The sequence below is a fragment of the Streptococcus sp. 4886 genome (genome assembly GCF_013276485.1).
Taxonomy (GTDB): domain Bacteria; phylum Bacillota; class Bacilli; order Lactobacillales; family Streptococcaceae; genus Streptococcus.
Map to the genome: position 1 here is coordinate 1 of NZ_VMLD01000017.1, position 25,078 is coordinate 25,078.

Here is a 25,078-nt window from a genome sequence, read left to right on the forward strand (position 1 = left end):
GGGAACAATCATCAATGTTGATAGGATAAAGCGCAGTATCACAATTGAGGGCGTTGAATTGGGCTCAGATTGTCGTGCGCTGACCTCTAAGCATAAAGATGGTACAGGTACAATAACACTAGTTTTCGATGGGAAAATAATTTAAAACATTAGTTAAAACAGAAACGAGGTGAGCGATGCCTTTCTTTCCAGAAATAAACGAAGTCAAAACAAAAGAAAACGCCAAAAAAGTATTAGAAGGATATCCTCATTGGCGTCGTGTAGCGAATGATACAGATGGTCAGAAGGTGACAACTACGTACTCTTTTACGCCTCGGTGTCCTGGGAATAATGCAACTAGTCAAGTTGAGAAATTGGCAATTCGAAAAGTTGATGCAGAGTTAGAGATAGATGCTATTGAGCAGGCGGTTAGTAATTTACATGATCCTTACTATCGTAAAATCATATACGAGAAGTACCTTGTATGGTATCCTAAAAAAGATGAAACAGTATATAATGAGCTTGCAATCTCAGAAAGTTCATATTATGAAATTCTTGGAAAGGCTCTACTGGCATTTGCAGAGCTATATCGAAATGGTGAACAAGTTGTAATTCTGGAGTAAGAGCGGAGTAAGTCAAGAGTAATTATCAATTTTAACGTGCTAAAATAGTATTATCCAATGATTGGCAACGAACAGTCATGAGGACTCCTAAAAATACAGAGGCTTCGGCCTCTTAGACAGTAAGGACAGGTTAGCAGGTTGTTTGGGTCTCCTTGAAACTTTTACCAAACGTGCGTTTTACTGCTAGACCAGCTGGTTCAATTCCAGCTACTGTCATTTGAGTGTTTGTGTCCCAGAATGGGGTAGGCAGTAGGCTTAGCATTCATATATCACTCATTAACTTAAAAATGGTTGCAGAAGTGACCGAACCTCGCATGGTTGCGTAGCTACTTATATCCTAGGTAAGTTATAAGCTAGAGGGTTTGATTCCCTCAGAGGTTGTAAAGACTACAAAAAATAAAAATGAAGTCAAAATTTAATACACACGCAAGGTTGTAGTCGTCTTGCATTTTTAGGGCTTAGCCTAGATAATCTGTGGTAACTCAGGAAAAGGATGTTTTTAAATCTATCAAACATCCTGCCAGAAATGGTCAATCTAAGCAATTTAATCTTAACTATTTCAATTTTGGAATAGGTGGGCGAAGTTAAAGCAGGGAGATTCCAACGGCAAGGTGCTGAGGAAATGCAAACGTGGCAGTTTGGCTGTGAAACGAGTCTATAAGAGGAAAGAGGTATTTGGTTCGAGGTGCAACAAGAGCTTAATACTATATCTTACAAAAATTGGGCGCCTCCCAAAAGTATGTAAGGTGAGTTGATTGTCCGCAAAACAATCGATAACAAGCAGGCGCTGTGCATTTTGTTCTTCAAAAGAGAATGAAACACATGGCGATGCGTGTCTGTGATAGATGAAAGATGATTTTTATATTTTAAAAGCTATTCAAGATAGAAAAAACTCAAAAAAAGCAAAAGTCATCGCCCGTCACAAACGAAAGTGTACTTCGGCAATTAGATTGCCTACTCAAGTCTCGCAAGGATAAGAGTAAAGTCAAAGAGTAAAGCAGCTTAGACTTTTAGCGGGGTCTTCGTTAATTGAAAAATGGCTTAGTAGTTTGCGATGTAAGGAGTGATTGGTCTAACCAATCGTGCATGAGTGATACAAGTAGGAATATTTGTGGACAAGGTAATAAACTATAAGTTATCCAAAGTCACTCGTTTAAAGCAGTAGTCTCATGCTAGCTAATGGATATATGGTAGACGGATTAAGTCCTGTTTAGGGAATTAAGATGTCACAGGTTCGAGTCCTGTCGTTCCAATTGCGATTTTAATTCGCAGTGAGAGGTCTTGAAAAGGTCGCACATCGTGTGACTTTTTTTGATTATTTGAAAAGGTGGTGATGGAAAATTGAACGAGAGACAGAAACATTTCGCTGATGAGTACATCATCAGTAGAAATGCAACACAAGCCGCAATAAAAGCAGGGTATTCTGATAAAACAGCGAGGTCTATAGGACAAAGATTGTTGACAAAAGTTGACATTTCTGAATACATTAAAAAACGTACAGAGGAACTTTTCGACGAACGTTCAATGTCAATCGTAGAAGCCTTGGCAATCTCTGCTAGTATTGCTAGAGGGGAAACTCAACAAGGATATTCTAAAAAAACTGTAAAGACTGCTGAAGGCGTGGAGGTATCGGAAACGACTTATGAATTTACTCCGACAATTGAAGAAAGACAACGCTCTCTAGATCACATATTTAGAGTGAATGGCGCGTATTTAGAGAGAAAAGAAATTGAGATGTCTTCGGCTGTTCAATTCGTTGATGATATAGGAGTCAGAGATGAAACGTAGAATGAGCGAATTTATCCCTAAGGCTTTTTATTCTATGTGGCGTGCAGCATTTGACCCCAAAATCTTACATGTGGTTGAAAAAGGTGGGCGTGGTTCTGGTAAGTCCAGCGACATCGGACACACTATCATTCAAATGATTATGCGCTATCCAGTCAATGCGGTGTGTATTCGTAAGACGGATAATACCTTAGAACAATCGGTCTATGAGCAATTGAAATGGGCGATTAGTGAGCAAGGGGTCAGTCATTTATTTAAGATTAATAAATCCCCTTTGAAGATAACCTACATCCCAAGAGGGAATTATATTATCTTCCGTGGTGCACAAGATCCAGAACGTATCAAATCCTTGAAAGACAGTCGCTTTCCATTTGCGATAGGCTGGATTGAGGAGTTAGCTGAGTTTAAAACTGAAGATGAAGTAAAGACAATCACCAACTCGCTCCTACGTGGAGAATTGGCTGATGGTCTTTTTTATAAGTTCTTTTACTCTTACAATCCTCCAAAAAGAAAACAGTCTTGGGTGAATAAGAAATATGAAAGCGTCATACAGCCTCCTAATACCTACGTACACCATTCAACTTACTTAGATAACCCATATATATCCCAAGCATTCATAGAAGAAGCAGAGGCCACGAGAGAACGTTCAGAGAAGCGTTATCGTTGGGAGTATCTGGGTGAGGCTATCGGTTCTGGTGTAGCACCATTTGAAAATCTGGTATTCCGCAAGATTACAGACGAGGAGATAGCAAGGTTTGATAACATTCGACAAGGAAATGACTTTGGATATGCTAACGACCCTTTGGCTTTTGTAAGATGGCACTATGACAAGAAGAAACGTGTTATCTATGCTATTGATGAGATTTATGGCGTGAAGATTAGCAACCGTGAATTAGCTGAAAGAATCCGTGAGAAAGGCTATCAATCTCAGATGATAACCTGTGATAGCGCAGAACCTAAGTCGATTGATGAGTTAAAACTGCAGCTAAATATTCCGCTTGTTCAAGGCGCTAAGAAAGGCCCTGATAGTCGTGAGTATGGAGAGCGTTGGTTGGATGATTTGGATGCGATTGTGATAGATCCAGAACGTACGCCGAATATTGCACGAGAGTTCGAAAGTGCCGACTATGCAGTTGATCGTGATGGAAATCCCAAGCCTAAGCTAGAAGAAGTAAACGACCACACAATCGACGCTACAAGATATGCGTTTGAAGACGATATGAGACAGCCAGGAATATCATTCTGGTAGGAGAAGGAGAAATGTTGAGTAATTGGTTTAAATGGTTAATTAGGCGGTTGTTGATTAAGAATACAACCCAAAATGAAATACTAGAGATTGAGATAAGAGAACACCAGGGTTCTGAGAAAGTAAGTACGATGAAACAGGCTTACGAATATTACCGAAACCAAACGGATATTCGAAAGAAAAAAGTAGATGTGGATTGGCGGACGAACTCAAGGATTGAATTGGGTTTATTTAAGAAGCTGGTAGACCAGAAGGTCGGGTATTTGTTTTCTAAACAACCTACCATCTCGCTAGAGGGAGAAGAATCACAAGATTTTTTAGATAGCGTGTTTGACGAGGATCTTTTATCTACGATTAAGTCACTCGGTAAGGAAGCAGTGATAAAAGGGATAGCCTACGGCTTGCCTTATTACGACGAGAACGGCCGTCTACGCTTGTTTAAAATCCCAAGTGAACAGATTATCCCTTTTTGGAAAGATGAGCGTCATTTGGAATTATCCGCCTTTGTGCGTGTCTACAAACAAGCCGTCTACGAAAGCGGAGTGAAGAAGACCAAAACATTTGTAGAATACTACGATGAACAAGGAATTACAGATTATATTTGGACAGGTTCACACCTTGAACTCAATCCACTATCCAAGGAGACCAAGGGAAATTTTTATTATGTCAATGCAGACGGTACACGGACTCCTTATACTTGGGAGAAAGTGCCTCTGATTCCATTCCGCTACAACGAGTATGAGGACGGTCTTTTAGTCCAAACCAAGTCTTTGATTGATAATATTCAACTTCAAATGTCTACTAATGCTGATATGTTGGCAGATATGCCGAAGCTGATTTATGTTTTGAAAAACTATCAGGGCGCAGACTTGGGCGAGTTCATGAATAATCTGAATAAGTTCCGCTCTATCAAAGTTTCTAGTGATGGTGGTGTAGATACCCTACAAGCAGACAATGATACTAGCGGAGTTGAAGCAGATATCGAACGCTCTCGTAAGTTCTTGTATGAGGCTGCTCGAGCCATTGATACCCAAGATGATAATCTAGGTAATGCAAGTGGTCAGGCTCTTAAATGGCGCTATACAGACCTTGATTTGGACTGTAATGAGCTAGAAAATGAGTTCCAAAAAGGCATCAAGCAATTCATTTGGTTTGTAGAACAGTATGCCACAAATAAAGGAGTAGCGTTTGACGCGTCTAAATTTACCTATGTATTCAATCGTGACATCATTTCAAATGAGTCTGAAGCCATTCAAGATTGTGTGAACTCAATCGGTATCTTAGACGACCTAAGCATTCGTGAACAACATCCATGGTATCAACCAGAGGTTGAGGAACGATTGAAAGAACAACAGGAACAAGGACAAAATCCATACTCTCAGACTAATTTCAAAAAGGTAGAGGATGACCATGACGACCAAGGAAAAGAAAAAGATAGATGAGTACTGGACTGAGCGTGCTTTACAACAGGAACAAAACGCTCAGATAGTTGCTGATAGGTATATGGCCCAGATTGGTCAATCCTTAGCTGACTATAAACACCAGCTGGTTTCTGAGATTGAGAAGTTCTATGCCAGGTATGCAGTTGATAATAAAATGACTCACGCAGAGGCCAAGCAATATCTGACAGATAAAGAGCGTAGAGAGTTTAAGCACGTAACTCTTGAAAGGTTTCGTGAGATGGCCTTAAATCCTGACACACCGACACCTTTGTTGGACGCTTTGAGCTATCGCCATCGTATTAGTCGCAAGGAGGCTTTGCTTGCCGAAATTGAGCGTCTAACAGCTGAACTATACGGAAAGCCAGACGGCATACATGACAAGGTCACAGAGGCTCTGAGTGACGTCTACATCAAGGGTAAAATCCATCAAGCTAAGAACTTGGCACATTTTGGAATCATAGAGAAACCAATATTGGGTGTCGATGCAGTTAAGCATAAGATGGGGAGTAACTGGAGTGGTAGAACGTTCTCAACAAATGTGTGGGGGCATGATGCTACGGTTTATAAATCTATCAGCGATACAATCAATAAAGGCCTAACAGGTGGCTGGTCTATTGATAGAATGGCTAGAGCTCTTTCTGAGCGTACAGGAGTCGCCTATCATCGAGCTGATACGCTTGTCAGGACTGAGACAACCTTTTACAACAATCTTGCGACGCTGGATACTATCAAGGAGTTGGGTGGTGACCACTACGAAATTGTAGCGGTCTTAGACAGTCGCACAAGTGAGATTTGTCAGTCAGAAAATCATGAGGTTTATTCTGTTAAAGAATACGAACCAGGTCGAACCGCACCGCCATTCCATGTCCGTTGCCGTTCTACTATCAGGCCTGCAGTTAAGTCTGATAAGAAAGGCAAGACCGATAAGACTGACAGGACAGAAGAAGCAGAACAGATTAGTCCGTATCTCGATATATTACTAAATAACGCCCCTGTAAAAATGGCAAAAGAGAAACGCTCTCTGGATGAAATCTTTGCAGGTTGGGAGCGTGAAGGGGAAGCAGTTAAAGAAAAACTGTTTGCGAAAGACAGAGAAAAGGTGTATAATCAAGATACAAGGGAAACTAAAGCGAAATTTTATAGTGAGCAATTATTGTCCAAGATTTCGAAAGCCGAGCCGAAAATTACAAGCGATATGCAACGTATTGCTGGGGGAAATAAACTAGCCGGTCTTGAATTTAGGAAGAAAACAGTTGAGTCATTATCACGTAAAATTATTGCAGATAGCCTAGTTGAAAATATAAGTTTGTCAAAAGCTGTGAGTAAGATTAACGACGCCTTAAGGTACACAACTATTTTCGATTACGATACTTTTGCAGAAGAGTATTTGAAGATGAAACAGAAGCTCATCGCAGAAGGTTATAAAATTGTAAAAGTAAAAAACACTTGGCTAATAGATGGACCATATAAAGGTGTGAATACAGTCGTTGAAAAAGATGGTATCAACTTTGAAATGCAGTATCATACTCAGGAAAGTTTCGACTTAAAAAATGGTTCATTACATGAACTCTATGAGATGTATCGTGATACGAATACATCTGATCTAGAACGCATGAACTTATTCAAAGAAATGCTTGATTTAAGTAATGAACTTGAGATTCCTAAAAACATAGAGAGGGTGAAGTGATATGAAAGATATTAAATACTACCACACAACAACGAACAATCCTCAAGTACTTCGTTTAATCGATGGTGTCATGCAAGTTTTTGACATTGAAAAAAAGTGGATTGATAGCATTGACTGGTTTAATAAAATCTTTTTCAATGACTTCACGGATTTCGAAGAAATTTCAGAAAAGGATGCATTTGCTTATATTGGTAGGATGGTAGTGGCATGATTGATATTGCTTTAGCTATTGCTAAAAAAGCACATACAGGGCAGGTGGATAAAGCGGGTGTTGATTACATACAGCATCCTCTCTACGTGGCCAGTCAAGTCAAAACTGAACAAGAAAAAACTGTCGCTCTTTTGCATGATGTGATTGAGGATAGTGATGTAACTGCTGCCGATTTATTGGCGTCTGGTTTGTCAAATGAAGTTGTTACAGCAGTACAAATTTTGACAAAGAAAAAAGGTCAAAGTTATCAAGAATATCTTGAGAAAGTAAAATCAAATAATTTAGCAAGAGTTGTAAAACTTGCAGATTTGAAACACAACTCAGATTTATCACGTTTGAAATCTGTTACCAATACAGACTACGAGCGTGTTAAAAAATATAAAAATGCAATTTATTACTTAAGCACCTAGAGAAATCTAAGTGCTTTTCTTATGCTTAGAAAGGGTCGAGAAATGAAATACCGTAAAAAACCAGTAGTCATTGAGGCAGTTCAACTTAATGAACGTTGTTTGATTGAAGAAGATTGGTTTTGGGACGCAGTAACAAGGAATGAGATTATCATTCACGATAGTGGCAAGTGGAATAAAAATCCAGCATGGTGTGAGATTAAAACACTTGAGGGTGTCATGGTCGCAAAAACAGGCGACTATATTATCAAAGGCGTGCAAGGTGAATTTTATCCATGCAAACCTGACATTTTTAAAGAAACATACGAAAAAGTAGAGGAGTAAGATATGTTTATCTGGGATTTAGTATCAATTTTATTAGGTTGGATTATATTTTTTGCGTTAATTTTGTTCGTAATAATTAAATTATTTGAAGTGATTTCAACAATCATTTCAACTCTAAAAGTCGGAATTGAATACAGAAAGAAACTGAAACAACTGAAAAATAAATAACCTAACCGCATCGAAATCGAGGCGGTTTTCTTATGCCCTAACCGTATGGAATCCCGTACGGTTAAATTTATATGTTGGAGGTATTGCCTTGAGGAAGTATACAAAAATAGCACTAACAATTGCTGTAACCGTCATTACAACAAAGCTAGTGCTACACATAGAAGAACAGCGAAAAATCAGAGACTTACATAATCGAATTGCTAAATTAGTTCAAATCGACTAGTGTCTTTCGCCCTGAGCATGGCGTTAAAAGGCTTTTTTACTTTACCAAAATGTCGTGGTCGTTGCTACGTTAAACAAACGTACAGGAGGAAAAGAAATGAATCGTAAATTTTTGGAACAGTTAGGATTGACTGAGGAACAAGTTGAAGCAGTTATGTCCGAACACGGGAAATCAACACAGGACCTACAAGCAAAGGTGTCTGCTGCAGAAGATAATGCCAAGGGCTTGCAAGACCAGTTGGAAGAGCGTGATAAGGACATGAAACAGCTCAAGAAAGACGCTGAGGGCAATGCTGACTTACAACAAAAATACTCAGACTTGGACAGCAAGTATAAGACACAACAGAAGGAACATGAACAACAACTCAAGACAATGCAGTTAGATCATGCTATTGAAATGCACTTGAGCGGTAAGGTTCATGACGCTGGAATCGTGTCTAGTCTACTAGACAAGTCTAAATTGGGATTAGGTGACAACGGAGCGGTGACTGGATTAGATGAACAGTTAACGGCTTTGAAGGAATCTAAAGGCTTTTTATTTGCTCCAGAAAAGGCTGTAGAACCACATATCGCTGGTGCTAAGCCACAAGGGGCAACACAAGAAGAAACAGTTGCTAACGACCTGACAACGCAGATGATCAATGCGTTTACGTCAGATCTATAATCAAAAAATAGAAAAGAGGAACAGATATGCCAGCAACATTGAACTATGCACAGGCTTACCAACAAGGTTTGCAAAATCGTTATAGTGAAAACGGACTGTTATTCACTAACAAACTTTGGGACTCTCCATCAAACACGCTTTTGAAATTTACAGGAGCTAAAGAAGTGAAAGTGCCGCGTCTTTTGATTAAAGAAGGGCGCAAGGACCGTACACGTCGCACGATTACGAATATTGACGCTAACTATGAAAACCAATGGGAAACATACACATTGACTAATGAGCGTTATTGGTCAACACTAGTAGACCCATCAGATGTTGATGAAACTAACTATGTTACTTCCATTGCTAACATTACTAAGACATTCAACGATACTGAAAAAGTTCCAGAAATGGATAAATTCATGGTATCTAAATTGTTCTCCCGTAAGAAAGCACTTGATACAGAAAGTAAACAAATTAAGTCCTTGAATTTGACTGAGGAAAACTTCCTTGCAACCTTCGATGAGTTGATGGAACAAATGGACGAAGCTGGAGTACCAGCAGAAGGTCGTGTTATTTTCTGTACACCAGCAGTTAAACGTATGATCAAAAACATCAAGGACTTTGGTCGTACAGTCAATATCCACGGTCAAGGCACGGTGATTGACCGTTCTATCGGTCGTTTGGACGATGTGACGATTGAACCAGCTATTCCATCTGACCGCATGAAGACCTTGTACAACTTCACAAATGGCGCTAAAGTTGACCCAACTGCTAAACAAATCCATTTCTTCTTGATTCATATTCCATGTATGGCAGCGCCACAAAAATATGAATTTGTAGGACTTGACGCACCAAGTGCTTCTTCAAGCGGTAACTACTTGTATTACGAACAATCTTACGATGATGTATTGCTATTCCAGACTAAACATGAAGGTCTAGCCTTTGTTGTCGCACCTTAAAGAGGAGGATAGAAAATGATAACAGTAAAGAAAGAAAATCGTGTCCTAGATATCGATGAACTAGAAAAAGCAACCTTCCTGGAAGATGGCTACGATGTGGTAAAAATCAAAGATGGCGAATATGTCGTCGTAGAGCCAGCAACCAGCGGACGTACCTATACCATTCAGGAGTATCAAGCAGTAGTTGCTGAACGTGACCAAGCTCTTGCCGAACTTGAAAAAGTGAAAGCTAAGAAAACGAGCAAGAAAGACGAAGAAGAGAAATAAGGAGGGTGTTTCTGCTGATGGAGAAGATGACACTTGAAGAAATTCAACAGCATAACGAAGATGCTAGACAAGCCTTGATTGACTTGTACGAACAACGTTATTTAGGCTATCCAGAAGAGTTAGTGGTCGATGAAGTCATGCAGAACATTCTTAACTACTGTAATCGTGAGGATTTTCCTTTAGAGTTGCGATTTGTGGCCATGCAGATGGTTTATGTTGTTTGTAATCCTGACCAAGCTGTCCAAGGCAAGAATATTTCCGTTGGAGATACTCGTGTCGAATTGGCTAAGTCAGACCTTGCCAGACGTGCTGAAAGTGTCTTGTTGGACTTTACGAGTCAGCTACAGAGGTTCAGAAAGTTGAGGTGGTAGGATGAATATCAATGATGTTCTATCTCAGGCAACACCAAGCATTGAATGGACCTATGATAAAAAGATGGATGTGTTTGCTTCTGTCGAGAGTACGAAAACAAACGGAGCTGATTTTGTAGAGTTCAAAGAAATCTACAAGAAGGTTCCCTGTCGTGTCTCTGTTCGTAACTTAGTGAATACTGAGCAGAACGAAGCGCACCAACTCAAGACAGAACACAAGATTTTCTGTTCGCCTAAATTTACTATCAAAGCTGGTAGTAAATTGGTCGTAGATGGTGTTCAGTACCTGACCAGTGAAGACCCGATGGTCTATGTCACGCATCAAGAAATTGTGGTGAGACGACATGAGTGGTTATGATGATAGTGATGTTCAAGAGTTCTTGAAACGACTTGAACGGGCTCAGGCAATCATTGATTCTGAGTTTATGCAGGCTGCTAAAGATATCGGCCTAGCCTTTTTGAAAGAGGTTAAGGAACGAACACCAAAGGGCTTAACAGGTAAGTTAAATCAATCGTGGAAGATGGAAGTAAGCAAAAATGGGAATGTGTATGAGGTTATCGCATTCAACCCCATGGAATACGCTTCTTTCGTCGAAAGTGGACACCGTCAACAAGTAGGGCGTTATGTCCCTGCAATCGGCAAGCGTTTGGTCAATCCTTGGGTGGAAGGACGCTTCATGATGAGACTGACAGAAGAACAGATTAAACAGAAAATTCCACAAATCACACAACAAATCGAAGAGAGGCTAAAGGAGGAATTAGGTGGATTATAGTATTAGACCACTCGTCATCAAGCAACTCAAAGATGTGTTTGGGTGCAAGGTCTATGATGAACAAATCCAGCAAGGATTGAAAACACCTTGTTTTATTGTAGATGTGAAGCCTGTGACTCGAAAGCGGTTGGCAAACCAAAACGATAAGCAGGTTTTTATTGTCTTGCTGCATTACTACACCGAAAAAACAACAGACTTATACCAAAAGTTTGAAGAGATTGAAACGGTGTTTAATTCGCCTTCCTTTCGTTATTTAGGGGATAAGTACCCTATCAATGATTTGAAGGTGGAATACAATGCCAATGACTTGATATGCACATTTACAATCACTCGATACGTTCGATGGGTTGAAGAAGAACCAAGAATGCAAATATTAGAAAGGATAGGTGAAACTTCTCATGGAAATGAATGAAGAACTAGGTTATGTAACCGAACCAGTGGTACCAACCACTGAAGAAAAATTTGGTAAAGAGGCATTGCTCAAGTATTTTGAAGATGATGCAACTTTGTTAAACGTTTTGCTGGAAGATGACCAGTCATACTCACTAGCAGAAGTAAGACGCATTTTAGAAGACTGGAGAAAGGGTGTGGCTAACTAATGGCACAATGGAGAGTACAGAATAAACGAGTTCCAAAGGCCTACATCAATTTCGTATCAAGAGATGATGTGATTGTTCCTTTGGAAGACAATACGATTGCAGCAGTTATGATTGCTGGATCTTGGGGAGAGCCTGGTGCCTTCACACTTGTTGACGGTACAAGCAACTTCCGTCGCCTATTTGGTAAACCGATTGATGAACTTCTTCCAATTCGTGAAGCCTTGAAAGGTACCGGTAAGGTTCTTGTCTACAACGGTGTGAACAACACTGGGCTACAGGCAACGAAAACAGAAAACGATATGGTCGTTACAGCTAAATACAAAGGATTAGCTGGTAATCATATTCATGTTATCTTCAAGAAACAAGTTGATACTGGCTTTGAAGTAACAACTGTTTTCTTTGGAAAAGAAGTTGATAAACAAATCATCACAGCCTTGCCATTTAAGAATGACTATGTGAATGTAACGGGCACTTTAACAACAGAAGATAAAACAATCTTGCTTGAAGGTGGTACTGATGGAGCTACAACCAATTCAGAGGTTGAAGATTTCCTAAATGCACTCGATACTCAAGACTTCCGTGTCTTGGCTCTGGGTACAGATGAAAGTGCAACGAAAGCACTTGTTACGGCTCATATCAAGAAATGGCGTGACGCTGGTCGTTCAGTCATTGCAGTCTTGAATGATTACACGGATGCTGACGATGAAGGTGTTGTATCAGTCGGTAACGGGGTTACATTGAGCGATGGTACGAAACTAAGCGCTAAGGATTGTGTTTACTTCGTAGCTGGTAAGTATGCAGGGGCTGGCTTGCAATCCAATACATTCAAGTCTTATCCAGGCGCTATCGACTGTGAGCGTAAGAACGAAGCAGAGGCTGAAAAGCTCATCAATAAAGGTCAGCTTATCTTTGCTTATCGAAATGAAAAAGTGATTATCCTGTCAGACGTGAACTCATTTACTAGCTATACGGCAGAACACAGTCGTATTTTTGGTAAGAACAAACTTGTCCGCACCATGGATAATATCAATACCAATGTCAAGTATATCTTTGAGAACTACTTCATCGGTAAAGTGCCAAACAACGTGAATGGTCGTGAGTTGTTTAAACAGCGAATCATCACAATGGTCCTTGATCCACTTGCTCAAAAGCAAGCCTTGGAGTATAAAGCGAAAGATATTGAGATTTCACAAGGTATCACCAAAGAATCTGTCGTGGTAAACTTGCCAGTTGTCTTGACGGACGCTATGGAAATCTTGTACATGACGGTTATCTGTGATTAAGAAAGGAGAAACTAGCTAATGGCTATTATGAACCAATTAGATGCTTTGTCAGCTAAGGAAGGAACAGTCTTCTTTACAATCAATGACAAGCAATATGAACTAGCAGAGCTTATCTCGCTAGAAACAAAGGTTGAATACACAAAAGCTGATGTTACCCCTCTCAACTCTCGTATGAAGGGTGGTAAGATTGTCGGCGCAGAAGGTACAGGTTCGTTGAAGATGTACTACCACCGTCCAGAATTAAAGGCGATGGCTTTAAACTATGTCAAACAAGGTATTTTGCCTCGTATTGATATCAAGTGTACTAACGAAGACCGCACATCTCGTGCAGGTCGCTATACCATCGTTTTGAAAGGGGTTCTGTTCAAAGAATCACTTATCTTTAAACTAGATGGATCAGCGGATGAGGTCATTGACGAAGAAACGGACTTCACATTCCAAGATTTTGATATTTTATCAGAATTCCAAGAAATTACATACTAACATAAGGAGGAAATAGTGGTGAGTGGATTAAAAGCATTTTTGAAACAAAATAAAAAAGGGGAAGAGACTAAGGATGTCTTGCTTCCTTCTTTTGAGGAACCAGTTAAAATTCGAGTGTTGAGTGCTCGTGAAGCGGACTTAATCAATGACCGTTGCTTTGTCAATAAGCCTGGTCGCAACGGACGCCAAGAGCGTGTATTTGACGGTGTTAAATATAACCGTGAAATCTGTATTGCGTCTATCGTGGTTCCTGACCTTAACGATAAAGAATTACAAGATTCGTATGGAGCAATGGGAGCTTCTGAGTTATTCGGTACTATGTTTAACTGGGGCGAAAGCGCCTTGATTTTGGAAGCTGTGACCGAACTCAGCGGTATCAACCAAACATTCCAAGACAAGGTTGACGAGGCAAAAAACTAATAAAAGAGGACGCGGAGGCAAAACTTGCCTACTTCGCCCTCGTAAACTATTACATTCGCCCTAGTGAATTTGTGAATATGGATGTAGAAGAAAAAGCCTTTTTCGCTGCAGTCATGCACGAAGAGGGGCTACAACGTAAAAAAGCAATGAAGAAGTGAGGTGATTCTATTGGCAAATATACAAACAACCATGTCTTTGACCGATAGAGTCACAGGCACTTTAAATAGAATCTATGCAACTATGGAGCGTGTCAAAAATGCAGGTTCTGGCATAGATAAAGCTATGAAGGCTCAAGAATCCGCTATGAAAAAAGCTGGTGATTCTGGTCAATATTTTGTCAATAAAGCTGGGCGAGTCGTTGATGTCAACGGTAGGTTTGTCAACAGTGCAACTCTAGCAGCTGCAGGACTCAAAAAAGAAGAACTGGCTCTAAGAGATTTAGGGAATGCCTCGAATAATACTTCTAACAAGCTAAGTAGATTAGTATCTTTGAAAGGTTTGTTGAAGACCACTTTAGCTGGTATTGCAGTCGGTAAAATTACCAAACAAGCTATAGGCATGTCAGACGAGTACGCCAATATGCATGCTCGTTTAGATATGATTCGAGATAGTACGCAGACGACAGAGGAACTGCAAAAGTCTATCTATACATCCGCACAGCGTACAGGCTCGGCCTATACAACCATGGCAAACGGTGTCGCTAAGATGAGGATGCAAGCTGGCGATGTTTTCCAAAACAACGGTGAAACAATTGCCTTTTTGGAAACTATGAACAAATCCTTTGTTGTTGGTGGCGCAAGCATTGAAGAGCAAAAAAGTGCCATGCTTCAGCTTACTCAGGCTATGGCCAGTGGTAAGTTGCAAGGTGATGAGTTGCGTTCTCTAGCTGAAACTTCACCAGCCTTAATCCAAGCTATTGCAAACAAGTTAGGCGTCAGCCGTGGCGAGGTTAAGAAACTTGGAGCAGACGGGAAGATTACGGCTGACATTGTCAAAACTGCCATGCTGGATGCAAGCGAAGCGATCGATCAACAATTTCGCAACATGCCAATGACATGGGGCAGGGCATGGCAGAACTTCTTGAACTTTGTGACCAAGGCGATTGAGCCAATATCGATTAAGGTTAATCAGATAGTAAACTCGTCTGCTTTCCAACAGTTTGCCCAGATTGTAGCCACGGTGCTTCAGTATGTCGTCCAAGCAGTTATCTTTGCCATGGATATGATTGGGGCTGTTTGGAGTATGTTGGCTCCGATTGCTCAATTTGTCATCAACAACTGGTCTGTCATTCAACCGATTATTATTGCTGTAGCAATCGCTATAGGGACTTATGTAGTTGCGATGAATGCAGCAGAAATCGCAACGAAACTATTTAGTATTGCTACAAATGCTGCGAAAGCCGCTATGGCTGGTTTTAATGCAGTTTTGGCAATGAACCCAATCATGTTGATTGTAATGGCAGTTATTATCCTTATCGGCCTCTTCTATGCCTTGGTCGCATGGTTTAACAACCTTACTGGTGCAGCCGTATCAGCTACAGGAATCATCATGGGAGCGATATTTGCCCTTGGAATGATAATTTGGGATATACTTATTGGCCTCGTCAATGTAGCTATCTGGGTGATTAATATGATGCTACAGGGTGTTTTTTGGTATGTGAATACCGCAATAGCATTCTGGATGTTCCTCTATCAGGCAATCTTAACTATTTTGATAGGTATTTTAGACTTTATCGACTGGTTTGTTACGGGAGCTATAAATCTATGGAATGAATTGACTTATAACTGTCAAATGGCATGGTATGATATTGCTCAAGGTGGTAGAGGGATGGCGGTAGCCATCGCTGGATTTGTAGATAGCATGGTCAATAGTGTTATCGGTGCAGTCGAAGGCATGATTAACTCTGTTCTTGGTGGCTTTAATAAAATGATTGGCTTCTTAAATGGGTTCGGTCTAAATCTAAGCGCTGTTGGAACGGTTTCTCTTGGTCGGACGAACTTTGCCGGTGATATTGCGAACGCCATTGACAGCATGGAAAAACCTGTCAAGAAAACCTTTGAAGGTCTGCATTTGGCAGATGGTCTCAAACAACACAAAGCTAGTTTAGAAACTCCGCACCTTGACGCTCCGCAAATTGGTTATTTAGAGGGAGGGAGCGTTCTTGGAGCCTTTAATAACGGCTATAAATTCGGTCAAGGGATTGATAAGGCTGTCGGTGGTTTCTTCAAAGGAGCTGGCGATGCCAACGGTGCAGGAAACAATTTCTTGGGTGACCAAGGCACTACACCTTACGAACTCAGCCCAGCAAGTTCAGTCCCTGGACAAGGCGATGGAGGAAAAGGTGGCGGTCACAATCCAACTGGTGGTAAATTAGATAAAGTCGGCAAGATTGAAGATGAAATCAAACTGGACGATGAATACATCAAGCTGATTAAGGACGTTGCGACCATGAAGTGGCAACAGAACTTTATTACCTTGAAGCCAGAGATTGTCACCAACATTGACTCCATTAACAACGCTGGCCAGTATGCCAACGTATTGGATGATTTGAATGCAACCATTGTAGACGCTTTGAATAACGGCGCTGACGGCCTTATGGCTTACTAGGAAGGAGGTAGCAGATGTTTATATTTATTGAAGGCATTAAATTGCCAGTGAATCCAGAAGAAATCAAACTGGAGGACAAACAAGGAATTGAGACAGTCGCTATCATCGATACTGGTAACGTTCCGCTTGTCGGAAATCCAGAGCTTCAATCGATTGAGTTTGAATCCTTTATCCCTAGCGGAAGATACGATGGAAACTACCAACGGAATAGCCGTGTTTCTCCAGAATCCTTTGTTTCTTCTATTCGTAAATTTAAGACAGAAGGCACTCCTATTCAATTAATGATTGGGGGTGCTTTTGGTTCTGCTATTAACGGGAAATTTCTAGTGGAACAGTTTGATGTCTCTACCAAGACGGGATATGAAGATGACCTGATTTATAAGATTAAGTTCTTACAATATCGGTCTCACAAACCACGAAAGGTCACCATCAAAGACAAGCAAGCACTTGAGGCTACTAAAAAGAAACCGCAAGCGAAAGCTACGGAAGAACGTAGTGCCACAACAGAGAAACCTGCTCAAAAAAGCCATACGGTTGTGAGCGGTGATACACTGTGGGGAATTGCTCAGACTTTTTACGGAGACGGCAGCCGATATACTGAAATTTACGAAGCTAACAAAGACAAAATCAAAGACCCTCATTGGATTTATCCTGGACAGGAGTTTGTGATACCATGATGCAATTATTCTATCAGAACAATAAAACTGGAGATACATGGGATTTAGCAACTGTGTCTGATAAGGTTGAGTTCAAGACAACTAGAAAAGGGTCAGCTTGGAGCGTGGAGATTACCTTGTACAACTCTACAAAAGTAGCCTTTGAATATGGTTCTCCGCTCGCTTTTAAGCTAGATGATAAAGAGGTGTTCTTTGGTTATTTGACCAAAGTCAAGTATGAAAAAGACACTAAAACAACCTTGACCTTCCATGATCAGATAAAGTACTTACTACGCAATATCAACTTTGTTGCCAAGGATAAAAACGTCAATCAAATTGTCTCAGCAATCGCAGGAGATTTTGATTTGAAGATTGGGGAACTAAAAGCCCCATCCGTGACCTTATCCCCTCAGTTGAAGGAAGATAAGAAGGCTCTGGATATTATCCAGGAGGCTATGGACGAGACCTTGGTGCAAAGTGGAGAATTGCTGGTCCTATATGACAAGTTCGGCGAGTTGACACTAACGACTCCGAAAAACTTACCAATCCAGTACATTATCGGAAATGAATCCTTTATGTCTAGCTTTGAGTTTGAAGGTTCGATTGAGGATAGTGCTAATATTGTCCGCTTGATCCAAGAGAACAAAGAAACCAAAAAGAGAGAGGTCTACATCTATCAGGACAGCTACAACATCGGCGCTTGGGGAAAACTCCAGTACATGAAAAAAGTGGATGAGAAAGCAACTGAGGGGCAAATCAAACAATGGGGCGAAATGCTCTTGAAGATGAAAAATCGTCCTAAAGAAACTTTTAGTCTGAAAGCTGATATTGGAAGTATTGACTTTTTAGCAGGGCATGCAGTCTATGTGGATGTTAAGGATATTGAGAAGAAGGGATGGTATGTCATTGAAGAGGCAACTCATTCCTTCAGTGCAGAAAAGCACACGATGGAGATTAAATTATTCATGGCAGGAAGTGAGTAGATGGAAGTAATAGAAAATCTAAAGAAATTGATTAGTAATTTTATTGAAAATCGCCAGTTCGCAAAGATAACGACTGGTGTTGTTTTATCAGTTTCTCCTCTCAAAATTCAATTGACCAATGAGTTGATTTTGGATGATTCCATGCTTGCTGTTACATGGACGGATGAAACATTGGATCCTGAGTATGTTGGCCAAACCCTTCATCTCATCAGACAAGATGGTGGAGGGTTTTATTATGTCTTGTACAAGAAAATTTTCCACTATAAGCGCAAAGTGAAAGGGGGTTCTGATGAATGAGCACTCCTAAAACAAATTTTTTAAACATCGCTAAAAATGTTGTTGAAGCTAAGAAACAACCTAGCTTAACACTAGATGAAACCAATATCTTGCTAGAAACAGATGGCATTCATGCTCTGAAGCAATCAATCAGACGCATGCTGACGACTGAACGGTTTATCTATACGATTTATGATCATCGATACGGTGTAGAGTTAGATGCTTTATTTGGTGGGGATATGGATTATGCCCAGATGGATATCGCACGTCGCATAAAAGAAGCCTTGTATGAAGACGACAGGATTCATGAGGCTCATTCTTTTTCTACCAGGATAAAGAAAGATGAGTTTTATGTGCAGTTCATGGTTGATAGTGATTTTGGAACATTTGAGATGGATTTGGAGGTGAAACGATGATAAAGGTAAAAACATATCCAGAAATTTTAGAGGATATGCTGGCCTTGTTTGATGACAAGTATGACAAAAGACAAGGATCTGTCTTGTACAATCTAGTTGCGCCTGCAGCTCGAGAAGTTGCCATTCAGTATACGGTCTTAAAATCGTATGAGGAAGTCAACTTTTTAGATACGAGTACAGGAATCTTCCTAACTCGTTTATGTAGGCAGTTCGGAGTTGAACGTTTGCCAGCTACGGCATCGGTTCGATTGGTTCAATTCAAGCAAGAAATCCCACTCGGGACTCGTTTCAGTGTGGTTAATAGTGAGTATAATTTCCGTGTCTTAGAACGTCGCTCTGGATTCGAGTATAGCGTAGTAGCTGAACAAGTCGGAAATGCACCTAACTATGTAAGAGGGCAACTCATCAATATTGATGTGTTGAGCGACTTTAAAGGGGCAGAAATCGGCTCTGTCATCGTCGTAGGAGAAGACGAAGAGACAGATAAACAACTCCGTAAACGGACTATTGAGTATCTGAAAACACCGACCTTAAACGGGAACATTGCCCAATACAAGAAATGGGCAAGTGAGTTTGTTGGTGTAGGTTCGGCACTTATCGAACCGCTCTGGAAGGGAGAAAACACGGTACGTGTATCTATTACGGATGCTGACGGTAACGAAGCTAGTTCAGAGCTGGTAAAGAAGTTCAAGAATTATCTAGATCCTGAGCCAAGTGGCCATGGGTTAGGTGTAGCTCCGATTGGTGCCTATGTGACTGTGCAGTCTGTAAGTGGCTACGACGTTCGTATTACCGCAACAATCAAGATTGATGAAGATGTAGATATCGCAACCATCAAGCACGAGGCGAAAGTCCAACTCATTAAATACTTACGTGAAGAAGCATTTGAAGAGAAAGAGGTTCGAAATTATAAAGTTGCCACGATCATTGACAGAATTAATGGGGTTCGAGATGTGGACCGTATTTTGTTGAATGACAGGGAACAAAGTATTGAACTTTCTACCAACATGCTTCCGAAACTAGCGGAGGTAACTATCAATGTCACAAGTTAGATATCGTATGTTATCGGCTTTGCCAGAGGTCTTAGATCCAACAATCAATGATTTGTTTGAAACTGAGATTCCAGAGCTGGAATTGATTACAGACTTAATCTTTGACACAAGACGGTTGATGTTGTTGCCAGAAGCGACCGAAGACTGGATTACACGTTGGGAAAAAGCTTTGCAGGTAAAACCGAAAACAATTGATTTGGAAGAGCGAAGGCGGTATCTAATCACTTTAATTTCTTCCAAAATAAAAATAAACTCAGTGAGTTTACAAAAAATTACAAAGAGCTTTACGAATGTCAATAATTTAGTAACGGTCAAGGGTTCGGCGGTACATATCCGATTTTTAGGAGAACTGCCAACTGGATATTTGAACCGTTTTTTAAAGTATGTGCGTGAATTGATTCCTGCTCACTTAGGAATCCAATTCTCGGTTGAAGCGCCAATGATGAACACAATTTATATTAGCGCTCATACATTCAGTGATATTCGTTCAGTTCGATTTGAATAGGAGGAAATAAATGGGATATTTTATCCAGCCTATTGTGACCGATAAAGCAATCAGCGAAACAGCTTTAGCAATTCAAAATAGAGAACCACTGGTTTTCACTCGAATAGCTTTGGGTAGTGGCCGGCATCGGACGGACGCTGGCAAGAAGAATGATGTAGCTCAAATAGTTCATTCTTTGCAAGTGACACAGTCTTTATCGACGGATGTAGCTGACACGATTCGTCTCACAGCGAGGTTTGATAACTCACGGATTGAGCGTGAAATGATTGTGAACGAAATCGGTGTGTTTGCAAAACGTGGGAATCATGAAGAATTCATGTACATGTACACTTGGGCAGAACAGGGAGATGTGATTCCTCCTAAAACATCTGCTTATGTATATCGAGATTATGATTTCAATACGACTATTAGTAAGAATAGTCAGATTACCATTCAGTACAATGCGACTGACTTGGTTTATGCAACTGTCCCTGAATTGAAAGCGACAGAAAGGAAGCTGCAGACTAATATCGATAATCATATTGGAGATACTGCACGTCACGTTTCTGACCAAGAACGGACTCGCTGGAATGGGAAGGCCGATTCAAGTCACAGGCATAAGGTTGCAGACATCGACGGTCTTGAAGAGATTATCGGCAACCAAACAACAAACAAAGCGAATCAAGCAGACCTTACGGGTCACATCCAAAACCAAAACAACCCACACAATGTAACGAAACAACAAGTGGGACTAGGGAATGTCACGAATGTTGAGCAAGCAAGTAAGCAAGATTTTAACAATCACGCAACTAATCGCAACAATCCACATAGCGTTACGAAGCATCAAGTTGGTCTAGGTAACGTAGACAACGTAAGACAAGCAAGTTATGAGTCTGTAGAGGCTTTAAAGCGTGAGTTTCAGGAGCATGAAGATAGACTAAATGCTATCGAGTATATGTTCTTGCAGAATGACTTCACTGCTCCGATTCGTACGGAAGACGGTACAGAACATACCTTACTTGCGGACGAAAATGGTCATGTGATTGTCGCAGATTGGAAATATAGAATGGAGGTATAATATGGCAGTAATTAGTACACAGACACGAAAAGTAACTGATTTGCCACAGGCTAGTCAGGTTAACAACTCAGACAACATCATGATTCATGATGGACGTGGGTTGAAAAAAATGTCTGTGCAGACTTTCAAAAACGGAGTGAGTTCAATTCCCACAACCGCAACAGCTGGTTCAAACGGAGTTGTCAGGCCTGATAACTCGACGATTACAGTCGATAGTTCGGGTGTCTTGCGAGTAAACAGGTCGGCGCTTGGAATTCCAAGTACACCGTCCGAAGTGGTCGCTAATAAGCTGATTAACCAGAACGGGAACCAGCAAATGAAATACTGGTACGGTTCGAAAGCCCAATATGAAGCAGTTAGAACTAAAGATCCCAACACAATCTATGATGTGTATGAGTAGGTGGTATTATGGCTACAAGAGAAGGAATCTATGTCGGAGGACATGAGATTATAGAACGGTATGTTGGAAGTAAGTTAGTGTGGCAAAAATGGCGGTTTTTAAAACGTTTTAATAATTTAAAAAGCGCATTTATTTATCCACATTCATCTAATACGGTTGCTGTAGATGGAAATTTCATAAGTTTAGCAAGTAGTTTCGATAGTGAAGACAGAAAACTTAAACTTATTAATTATGGTAATTATGATACAGAGGTCTTCTATGCGAATCGAGTTTATGTATACACAAGATACTCAGGTGAAAACAATTACATTGCAGATAAACAATTACATATCGAGTTCGACAGCAACCAAGAAGCTTCAGATTTCAAACAACGCTATCGTGCTGGAACAATAGATATTTACATTTAAGAGGAGAAAATTAACATGGAATTTGTATTAGTAAATAAATTTTTTAGAGTTGGCAAGACGGAAGTCTCTATTCAATGTGACAAGCCGTTTACTTTTTTCACTCGCGAGTTAGAGGGTGACCGTTTGGGTGACACGGACGAAACGCTCATTGAAGCAGTCAAAGAGATTCTACGTACCGAACTTGACCCAATTAGCGCCATTGTCAAAAACCAAGAACAATTGGCTAAAACGCAAGAACAATTGGCTAAAACGACGGAAGCGCTGGAGAAAGCCAACCAACTCATGGATGGCATGCAGAAGGTCAATCTCCAGAATGCTCAGGATATTGAGGATATCTTAGCACGATTGGAAGAGCTGGAAGCTCAAGGAGAGTCTGACCAGGAGGAGAAAGAGGAGGCAGAGGAGGACACCCCTCAGGTTACGGACACAGAAAACCAAGCTGATGAACCAGCCCCAGCGCAGCCAACTACTGAACAACCAGTAGCAGAAGCACCTACACAACCAACCCCAGCGGTAGAAGATAACAAAGAAAGCGAGAAAGAAGATGACATTTCTGAAACGACAAACCAAGAGAGCCCTAGTGAAGACAATGGAGGTAGCAACAATGAGTAAGATTACACTAGACCAAGCAAAAATCGACATGTACATCAACCTACTGGAACGTGGAGCAGTTGACTTTTCATGGGTACATAAACGCTGGAAAGACCGTGTGCGCAAGGAATTGAAGAGACGTGGTTTGAGCCATTTGGCAGACTAGCGAGGTGCTTATGGATGTCTTACAACAAACAGAACATTTCTTTATGAATGTGCTACCAGTAGCGACGCCAATCGTCGTGGCTTGGTTAGGCTATAAAATGCCGAAGAAAACAAAAGAAGAAACAGATAAAATCGTCTCGGAACTAACCGATGTCAAGAAACAGATTGAAGATGTCCAGACTACCGCTAAAGATAGCAATTCCAAAATCGATGAAGTACAAGAGAAGTTAAAAGTACACGACGAGGCGCATCTAAATACAATGAAGTTGCGCCTTGACCGTGATATGCGACGGGCTATTCGTAGAGGGTTCACTTCAAAAGACGAATTTTCCCTAGTGGAAAGTCTGCACAAAAGCTACAAGGCTTTAGGAGGTAATGGCTACATAGACCGCTTATTCAACGATTTTGAAAAATTGGAGATTAAGGAAGACATCTTAGTAGATGATTAGAAAGAGGTGCAGAATGGGTTGTAACAAACGTAGAGTTAATACAACCAATTTGGTTCGGATTGATGGTGGCGACCTTATTAAACAAGGGGATTTGTCTTCTACTTTTGGATTTGAATTGTTAGATGAAAATTACCGTGTCATGACCTTATTTGAGGGTCAAGATGCGGTTGTTACTCTAACAAAGGGACAACGCAGGTGGAAGACAACTGCTCCCGTCACTAGCCATTCTGTCAATTTTAATTTAGATAGTATTCTACCAAGCGGAAAATACCGAGTGGAAATCTCGGTTGGAGGGTATATCTTCCCAAGCGATAGAGATACTTATATTGAAATTGAAGACTCAGATAAAGAATTGGTTACGGAAGATGTCTACACTTTGAAGGAATTAGACATCGAAAAAGAAGTAAAAAAACAACTTGCAGGAAGACCTGCAAGAGAAGGTGGAGCATGTCAGGAAATCCCAGACTTGCTCACATACTATAATATTGGAAAGGTGTAAAAAATTATGGATACAAGTAAATGGATTGCATTCGCTCAAGCATTGGGAGCGGATAACAAGACAATGAAGCAGTTAATCGATACGAAGATTGACAATGCTACTTTAATGCAGGCTATCGAGCAGGCTAAAACCGCAGTCAAAAACGACATTTTGGGAGAGGGTGTCCCTGAAAATCTTGATACGCTTAAAGAGATTGCTACGATGATTGCTAGCATGAGTGGTGATACTGAAGGCGCAGTCGTGCAAAAATTGGCCGATCTTGGCCGTCGTATTGACGAATTTGCCAACCTTGACTTGGTCGCAACATATAATGCAGCGAAAGCGTGATCGCTATGAGTAATTTAGAGGAATTTGCCCAAACAGTTGGGCGAGATGTCAAGGAGCTGAGCCAAAAGCCTGAACCAAGGCTGACACTGACAGGAATTACCCTTGGAATTGTTGGAGGCAATCATGTCACCCTACCGTTACCAGATAATGTAGGGCATGAAATCCGTGGCACTGGCTCACCAGAAGGGCGTATAAGTGCAGAAATAGGAGTGACTTACATCGACACAGCTAAAACTAACGGTGCTTTAAAATGGATTAAGATTACTGATGGTGGAAATCAAGGTTGGAAAGTTGTTGAAGGTGACACTGGTTGGGTGTTAGGTTGGCAGTATGATACGAATAAAAATGTCATAAACAGAATGTATTTCAGACGTATAAATAATGTTGTACATGTTAAGTTTGAACTTAAAATTAACACTAGTGCAATTAGACCTGATACTAATTTAATACTAGATCCAGGCAGTTATGAGTCAGATGATAACTTATCTATTGATGGTTTTAAACCTGTTGATGATGTAGCTCAGACTATATTTAATACTTATAATGATATTTATTCTAATACTGCAAGTGCTGAAAATTCAGAAGGTGCACAAGGAACGGGTGCTGTGATTATTCATTATAAGTATAACCATTATAAAGAGTATAGCGAAAAAAGTGGATTGAAGTTGCAGATTGTAACTAGTGAATTAGGCGTGGAGCAAAATCACGTCAACCCATTTTCTTATTTAACAGAAGATGAGTGGCCTACAACATTACCAACTATAGGAGGATAAACATATGACACAATTTAACG

35 protein-coding genes are annotated in these 25,078 nt (G+C 40.5%); all 35 read left to right on the forward strand.

Annotated features, from left to right (window positions below; translation table 11 throughout):
* Positions 1-176: 176 nt before the first annotated feature.
* The 35 genes from HT679_RS08155 to HT679_RS08325 all read left to right on the forward strand — a co-directional run bounded on the left by HT679_RS08155 (position 177) and on the right by HT679_RS08325 (position 25,058).
* Positions 177-602 (forward strand): ArpU family phage packaging/lysis transcriptional regulator, encoded by a 426-nt coding sequence (locus HT679_RS08155; RefSeq protein WP_173214009.1) that lies wholly within the window; start codon positions 177-179, stop codon positions 600-602.
* Positions 603-1,943: 1,341 nt separating this feature from the next.
* Positions 1,944-2,390: a terminase small subunit gene (locus tag HT679_RS08160; RefSeq protein ID WP_173214011.1), complete on the forward strand. Its 447-nt coding sequence runs from the start codon at positions 1,944-1,946 to the stop codon at positions 2,388-2,390.
* Positions 2,380-3,636, forward strand: a complete 1,257-nt coding sequence (locus tag HT679_RS08165; protein WP_173214013.1) for a PBSX family phage terminase large subunit — start codon at positions 2,380-2,382, stop codon at positions 3,634-3,636. Before HT679_RS08160 ends, HT679_RS08165 begins: the two co-directional genes overlap by 11 nt.
* Before the next feature lie 11 nt (positions 3,637-3,647).
* The gene (locus tag HT679_RS08170; protein WP_173214015.1) at positions 3,648-5,075 is read left to right on the forward strand and encodes a phage portal protein; all 1,428 of its coding nucleotides are present in this window, start codon (positions 3,648-3,650) and stop codon (positions 5,073-5,075) included.
* Complete coding sequence (locus tag HT679_RS08175) at positions 5,044-6,762, forward strand: minor capsid protein (RefSeq protein ID WP_173214017.1); 1,719 nt, start codon at positions 5,044-5,046, stop codon at positions 6,760-6,762. The genes HT679_RS08170 and HT679_RS08175 overlap by 32 nt, the downstream gene beginning before the upstream one ends.
* A 1-nt stretch (position 6,763) precedes the next feature.
* On the forward strand, positions 6,764-6,973 hold the full coding sequence (locus HT679_RS08180) for a hypothetical protein (protein ID WP_173214019.1): 210 nt from the start codon (positions 6,764-6,766) through the stop codon (positions 6,971-6,973).
* Positions 6,970-7,383, forward strand: a complete 414-nt coding sequence (locus HT679_RS08185) for an HD domain-containing protein (RefSeq protein WP_173214022.1) — start codon at positions 6,970-6,972, stop codon at positions 7,381-7,383. The genes HT679_RS08180 and HT679_RS08185 overlap by 4 nt, the downstream gene beginning before the upstream one ends.
* A 42-nt stretch (positions 7,384-7,425) precedes the next feature.
* A complete protein-coding gene (locus HT679_RS08190; protein WP_173214024.1) occupies positions 7,426-7,704 on the forward strand; it encodes a hypothetical protein in 279 nt (92 codons plus the stop codon).
* Between the two features lie 487 nt (positions 7,705-8,191).
* On the forward strand, positions 8,192-8,758 hold the full coding sequence (locus tag HT679_RS08195; RefSeq protein WP_173214026.1) for a phage scaffolding protein: 567 nt from the start codon (positions 8,192-8,194) through the stop codon (positions 8,756-8,758).
* Between the two features lie 26 nt (positions 8,759-8,784).
* Positions 8,785-9,699, forward strand: coding sequence for a capsid protein (locus HT679_RS08200; protein WP_173214028.1), 915 nt, complete (start codon positions 8,785-8,787; stop codon positions 9,697-9,699).
* A 15-nt stretch (positions 9,700-9,714) separates the two neighbouring features.
* A complete protein-coding gene (locus tag HT679_RS08205) occupies positions 9,715-9,966 on the forward strand; it encodes a hypothetical protein (protein WP_173214030.1) in 252 nt (83 codons plus the stop codon).
* 17 nt (positions 9,967-9,983) lie between these two features.
* A complete protein-coding gene (locus HT679_RS08210) occupies positions 9,984-10,337 on the forward strand; it encodes a hypothetical protein (protein ID WP_173214032.1) in 354 nt (117 codons plus the stop codon).
* A gap of 1 nt (position 10,338) precedes the next feature.
* Entirely contained in the window at positions 10,339-10,695 is a 357-nt protein-coding gene (locus tag HT679_RS08215; protein ID WP_112445688.1) for a hypothetical protein, read from the forward strand.
* A complete protein-coding gene (locus tag HT679_RS08220) occupies positions 10,682-11,110 on the forward strand; it encodes an HK97 gp10 family phage protein (protein ID WP_050253783.1) in 429 nt (142 codons plus the stop codon). The genes HT679_RS08215 and HT679_RS08220 overlap by 14 nt, the downstream gene beginning before the upstream one ends.
* Positions 11,100-11,522, forward strand: a complete 423-nt coding sequence (locus tag HT679_RS08225; protein WP_050390754.1) for a DUF6838 family protein — start codon at positions 11,100-11,102, stop codon at positions 11,520-11,522. The genes HT679_RS08220 and HT679_RS08225 overlap by 11 nt, the downstream gene beginning before the upstream one ends.
* On the forward strand, positions 11,509-11,709 hold the full coding sequence (locus HT679_RS08230; protein ID WP_112445690.1) for a hypothetical protein: 201 nt from the start codon (positions 11,509-11,511) through the stop codon (positions 11,707-11,709). The genes HT679_RS08225 and HT679_RS08230 overlap by 14 nt, the downstream gene beginning before the upstream one ends.
* The gene (locus HT679_RS08235) at positions 11,709-12,992 is read left to right on the forward strand and encodes a phage tail sheath subtilisin-like domain-containing protein (RefSeq protein WP_112445693.1); all 1,284 of its coding nucleotides are present in this window, start codon (positions 11,709-11,711) and stop codon (positions 12,990-12,992) included. Before HT679_RS08230 ends, HT679_RS08235 begins: the two co-directional genes overlap by 1 nt.
* Before the next feature lie 18 nt (positions 12,993-13,010).
* Complete coding sequence (locus tag HT679_RS08240; RefSeq protein ID WP_173214034.1) at positions 13,011-13,475, forward strand: phage tail tube protein; 465 nt, start codon at positions 13,011-13,013, stop codon at positions 13,473-13,475.
* 18 nt (positions 13,476-13,493) lie between these two features.
* The gene (locus HT679_RS08245) at positions 13,494-13,895 is read left to right on the forward strand and encodes a phage portal protein (RefSeq protein WP_050253802.1); all 402 of its coding nucleotides are present in this window, start codon (positions 13,494-13,496) and stop codon (positions 13,893-13,895) included.
* A 168-nt stretch (positions 13,896-14,063) separates the two neighbouring features.
* Positions 14,064-16,502, forward strand: a complete 2,439-nt coding sequence (locus tag HT679_RS08250; RefSeq protein WP_173214036.1) for a tape measure protein — start codon at positions 14,064-14,066, stop codon at positions 16,500-16,502.
* 14 nt (positions 16,503-16,516) lie between these two features.
* The gene (locus HT679_RS08255; RefSeq protein ID WP_061439038.1) at positions 16,517-17,179 is read left to right on the forward strand and encodes a LysM peptidoglycan-binding domain-containing protein; all 663 of its coding nucleotides are present in this window, start codon (positions 16,517-16,519) and stop codon (positions 17,177-17,179) included.
* Complete coding sequence (locus HT679_RS08260; protein WP_173214038.1) at positions 17,176-18,141, forward strand: hypothetical protein; 966 nt, start codon at positions 17,176-17,178, stop codon at positions 18,139-18,141. The genes HT679_RS08255 and HT679_RS08260 overlap by 4 nt, the downstream gene beginning before the upstream one ends.
* A complete protein-coding gene (locus HT679_RS08265; RefSeq protein WP_000451988.1) occupies positions 18,142-18,438 on the forward strand; it encodes a DUF2577 family protein in 297 nt (98 codons plus the stop codon).
* Entirely contained in the window at positions 18,435-18,833 is a 399-nt protein-coding gene (locus HT679_RS08270) for a DUF2634 domain-containing protein (protein ID WP_112445702.1), read from the forward strand. The genes HT679_RS08265 and HT679_RS08270 overlap by 4 nt, the downstream gene beginning before the upstream one ends.
* Positions 18,830-19,885: a baseplate J/gp47 family protein gene (locus HT679_RS08275; protein ID WP_112445705.1), complete on the forward strand. Its 1,056-nt coding sequence runs from the start codon at positions 18,830-18,832 to the stop codon at positions 19,883-19,885. Before HT679_RS08270 ends, HT679_RS08275 begins: the two co-directional genes overlap by 4 nt.
* Positions 19,872-20,390, forward strand: a complete 519-nt coding sequence (locus HT679_RS08280; RefSeq protein ID WP_049512697.1) for a DUF2313 domain-containing protein — start codon at positions 19,872-19,874, stop codon at positions 20,388-20,390. Before HT679_RS08275 ends, HT679_RS08280 begins: the two co-directional genes overlap by 14 nt.
* 10 nt (positions 20,391-20,400) lie before the next feature.
* Positions 20,401-21,447: a hypothetical protein gene (locus HT679_RS11155; RefSeq protein ID WP_205380504.1), complete on the forward strand. Its 1,047-nt coding sequence runs from the start codon at positions 20,401-20,403 to the stop codon at positions 21,445-21,447.
* A gap of 1 nt (position 21,448) precedes the next feature.
* Entirely contained in the window at positions 21,449-21,847 is a 399-nt protein-coding gene (locus HT679_RS08290; RefSeq protein WP_173214039.1) for a hypothetical protein, read from the forward strand.
* Between the two features lie 8 nt (positions 21,848-21,855).
* Entirely contained in the window at positions 21,856-22,254 is a 399-nt protein-coding gene (locus HT679_RS08295; RefSeq protein WP_173214041.1) for a hypothetical protein, read from the forward strand.
* 15 nt (positions 22,255-22,269) lie between these two features.
* On the forward strand, positions 22,270-22,866 hold the full coding sequence (locus tag HT679_RS08300) for a hypothetical protein (RefSeq protein WP_191994102.1): 597 nt from the start codon (positions 22,270-22,272) through the stop codon (positions 22,864-22,866).
* A complete protein-coding gene (locus HT679_RS08305) occupies positions 22,859-23,011 on the forward strand; it encodes a hypothetical protein (RefSeq protein ID WP_173214043.1) in 153 nt (50 codons plus the stop codon). The genes HT679_RS08300 and HT679_RS08305 overlap by 8 nt, the downstream gene beginning before the upstream one ends.
* A gap of 10 nt (positions 23,012-23,021) precedes the next feature.
* A complete protein-coding gene (locus HT679_RS08310) occupies positions 23,022-23,459 on the forward strand; it encodes a hypothetical protein (RefSeq protein WP_112445255.1) in 438 nt (145 codons plus the stop codon).
* A gap of 13 nt (positions 23,460-23,472) precedes the next feature.
* Positions 23,473-23,958, forward strand: coding sequence for a hypothetical protein (locus HT679_RS08315; protein WP_173214045.1), 486 nt, complete (start codon positions 23,473-23,475; stop codon positions 23,956-23,958).
* A gap of 6 nt (positions 23,959-23,964) precedes the next feature.
* Complete coding sequence (locus HT679_RS08320; RefSeq protein WP_173214047.1) at positions 23,965-24,285, forward strand: hypothetical protein; 321 nt, start codon at positions 23,965-23,967, stop codon at positions 24,283-24,285.
* A 5-nt stretch (positions 24,286-24,290) separates the two neighbouring features.
* A complete protein-coding gene (locus tag HT679_RS08325; protein WP_112445249.1) occupies positions 24,291-25,058 on the forward strand; it encodes a hypothetical protein in 768 nt (255 codons plus the stop codon).
* The last annotated feature ends 20 nt before the right edge of the window (positions 25,059-25,078 follow it).

Excerpts from the sequence above, each read along its gene's own strand:
- HT679_RS08155 (WP_173214009.1), top strand. The coding sequence starts at position 177 with ATGCCTTTCTTTCCAGAAATAAACGAAGTCAAAACAAAAGAAAACGCC.
- HT679_RS08165 (WP_173214013.1), top strand. The coding sequence starts at position 2,380 with ATGAAACGTAGAATGAGCGAATTTATCCCTAAGGCTTTTTATTCTATG.
- HT679_RS08170 (WP_173214015.1), top strand. The coding sequence starts at position 3,648 with ATGTTGAGTAATTGGTTTAAATGGTTAATTAGGCGGTTGTTGATTAAG.
- HT679_RS08175 (WP_173214017.1), top strand. The coding sequence starts at position 5,044 with ATGACGACCAAGGAAAAGAAAAAGATAGATGAGTACTGGACTGAGCGT.
- HT679_RS08180 (WP_173214019.1), top strand. The coding sequence starts at position 6,764 with ATGAAAGATATTAAATACTACCACACAACAACGAACAATCCTCAAGTA.
- HT679_RS08185 (WP_173214022.1), top strand. The coding sequence starts at position 6,970 with ATGATTGATATTGCTTTAGCTATTGCTAAAAAAGCACATACAGGGCAG.
- HT679_RS08190 (WP_173214024.1), top strand. The coding sequence starts at position 7,426 with ATGAAATACCGTAAAAAACCAGTAGTCATTGAGGCAGTTCAACTTAAT.
- HT679_RS08195 (WP_173214026.1), top strand. The coding sequence starts at position 8,192 with ATGAATCGTAAATTTTTGGAACAGTTAGGATTGACTGAGGAACAAGTT.
- HT679_RS08200 (WP_173214028.1), top strand. The coding sequence starts at position 8,785 with ATGCCAGCAACATTGAACTATGCACAGGCTTACCAACAAGGTTTGCAA.
- HT679_RS08205 (WP_173214030.1), top strand. The coding sequence starts at position 9,715 with ATGATAACAGTAAAGAAAGAAAATCGTGTCCTAGATATCGATGAACTA.
- HT679_RS08210 (WP_173214032.1), top strand. The coding sequence starts at position 9,984 with ATGGAGAAGATGACACTTGAAGAAATTCAACAGCATAACGAAGATGCT.
- HT679_RS08215 (WP_112445688.1), top strand. The coding sequence starts at position 10,339 with ATGAATATCAATGATGTTCTATCTCAGGCAACACCAAGCATTGAATGG.
- HT679_RS08220 (WP_050253783.1), top strand. The coding sequence starts at position 10,682 with ATGAGTGGTTATGATGATAGTGATGTTCAAGAGTTCTTGAAACGACTT.
- HT679_RS08230 (WP_112445690.1), top strand. The coding sequence starts at position 11,509 with ATGGAAATGAATGAAGAACTAGGTTATGTAACCGAACCAGTGGTACCA.
- HT679_RS08235 (WP_112445693.1), top strand. The coding sequence starts at position 11,709 with ATGGCACAATGGAGAGTACAGAATAAACGAGTTCCAAAGGCCTACATC.
- HT679_RS08240 (WP_173214034.1), top strand. The coding sequence starts at position 13,011 with ATGGCTATTATGAACCAATTAGATGCTTTGTCAGCTAAGGAAGGAACA.
- HT679_RS08255 (WP_061439038.1), top strand. The coding sequence starts at position 16,517 with ATGTTTATATTTATTGAAGGCATTAAATTGCCAGTGAATCCAGAAGAA.
- HT679_RS08260 (WP_173214038.1), top strand. The coding sequence starts at position 17,176 with ATGATGCAATTATTCTATCAGAACAATAAAACTGGAGATACATGGGAT.
- HT679_RS08265 (WP_000451988.1), top strand. The coding sequence starts at position 18,142 with ATGGAAGTAATAGAAAATCTAAAGAAATTGATTAGTAATTTTATTGAA.
- HT679_RS08270 (WP_112445702.1), top strand. The coding sequence starts at position 18,435 with ATGAGCACTCCTAAAACAAATTTTTTAAACATCGCTAAAAATGTTGTT.
- HT679_RS08275 (WP_112445705.1), top strand. The coding sequence starts at position 18,830 with ATGATAAAGGTAAAAACATATCCAGAAATTTTAGAGGATATGCTGGCC.
- HT679_RS08280 (WP_049512697.1), top strand. The coding sequence starts at position 19,872 with ATGTCACAAGTTAGATATCGTATGTTATCGGCTTTGCCAGAGGTCTTA.
- HT679_RS11155 (WP_205380504.1), top strand. The coding sequence starts at position 20,401 with ATGGGATATTTTATCCAGCCTATTGTGACCGATAAAGCAATCAGCGAA.
- HT679_RS08290 (WP_173214039.1), top strand. The coding sequence starts at position 21,449 with ATGGCAGTAATTAGTACACAGACACGAAAAGTAACTGATTTGCCACAG.
- HT679_RS08295 (WP_173214041.1), top strand. The coding sequence starts at position 21,856 with ATGGCTACAAGAGAAGGAATCTATGTCGGAGGACATGAGATTATAGAA.
- HT679_RS08300 (WP_191994102.1), top strand. The coding sequence starts at position 22,270 with ATGGAATTTGTATTAGTAAATAAATTTTTTAGAGTTGGCAAGACGGAA.
- HT679_RS08305 (WP_173214043.1), top strand. The coding sequence starts at position 22,859 with ATGAGTAAGATTACACTAGACCAAGCAAAAATCGACATGTACATCAAC.
- HT679_RS08310 (WP_112445255.1), top strand. The coding sequence starts at position 23,022 with ATGGATGTCTTACAACAAACAGAACATTTCTTTATGAATGTGCTACCA.
- HT679_RS08315 (WP_173214045.1), top strand. The coding sequence starts at position 23,473 with ATGGGTTGTAACAAACGTAGAGTTAATACAACCAATTTGGTTCGGATT.
- HT679_RS08320 (WP_173214047.1), top strand. The coding sequence starts at position 23,965 with ATGGATACAAGTAAATGGATTGCATTCGCTCAAGCATTGGGAGCGGAT.
- HT679_RS08325 (WP_112445249.1), top strand. The coding sequence starts at position 24,291 with ATGAGTAATTTAGAGGAATTTGCCCAAACAGTTGGGCGAGATGTCAAG.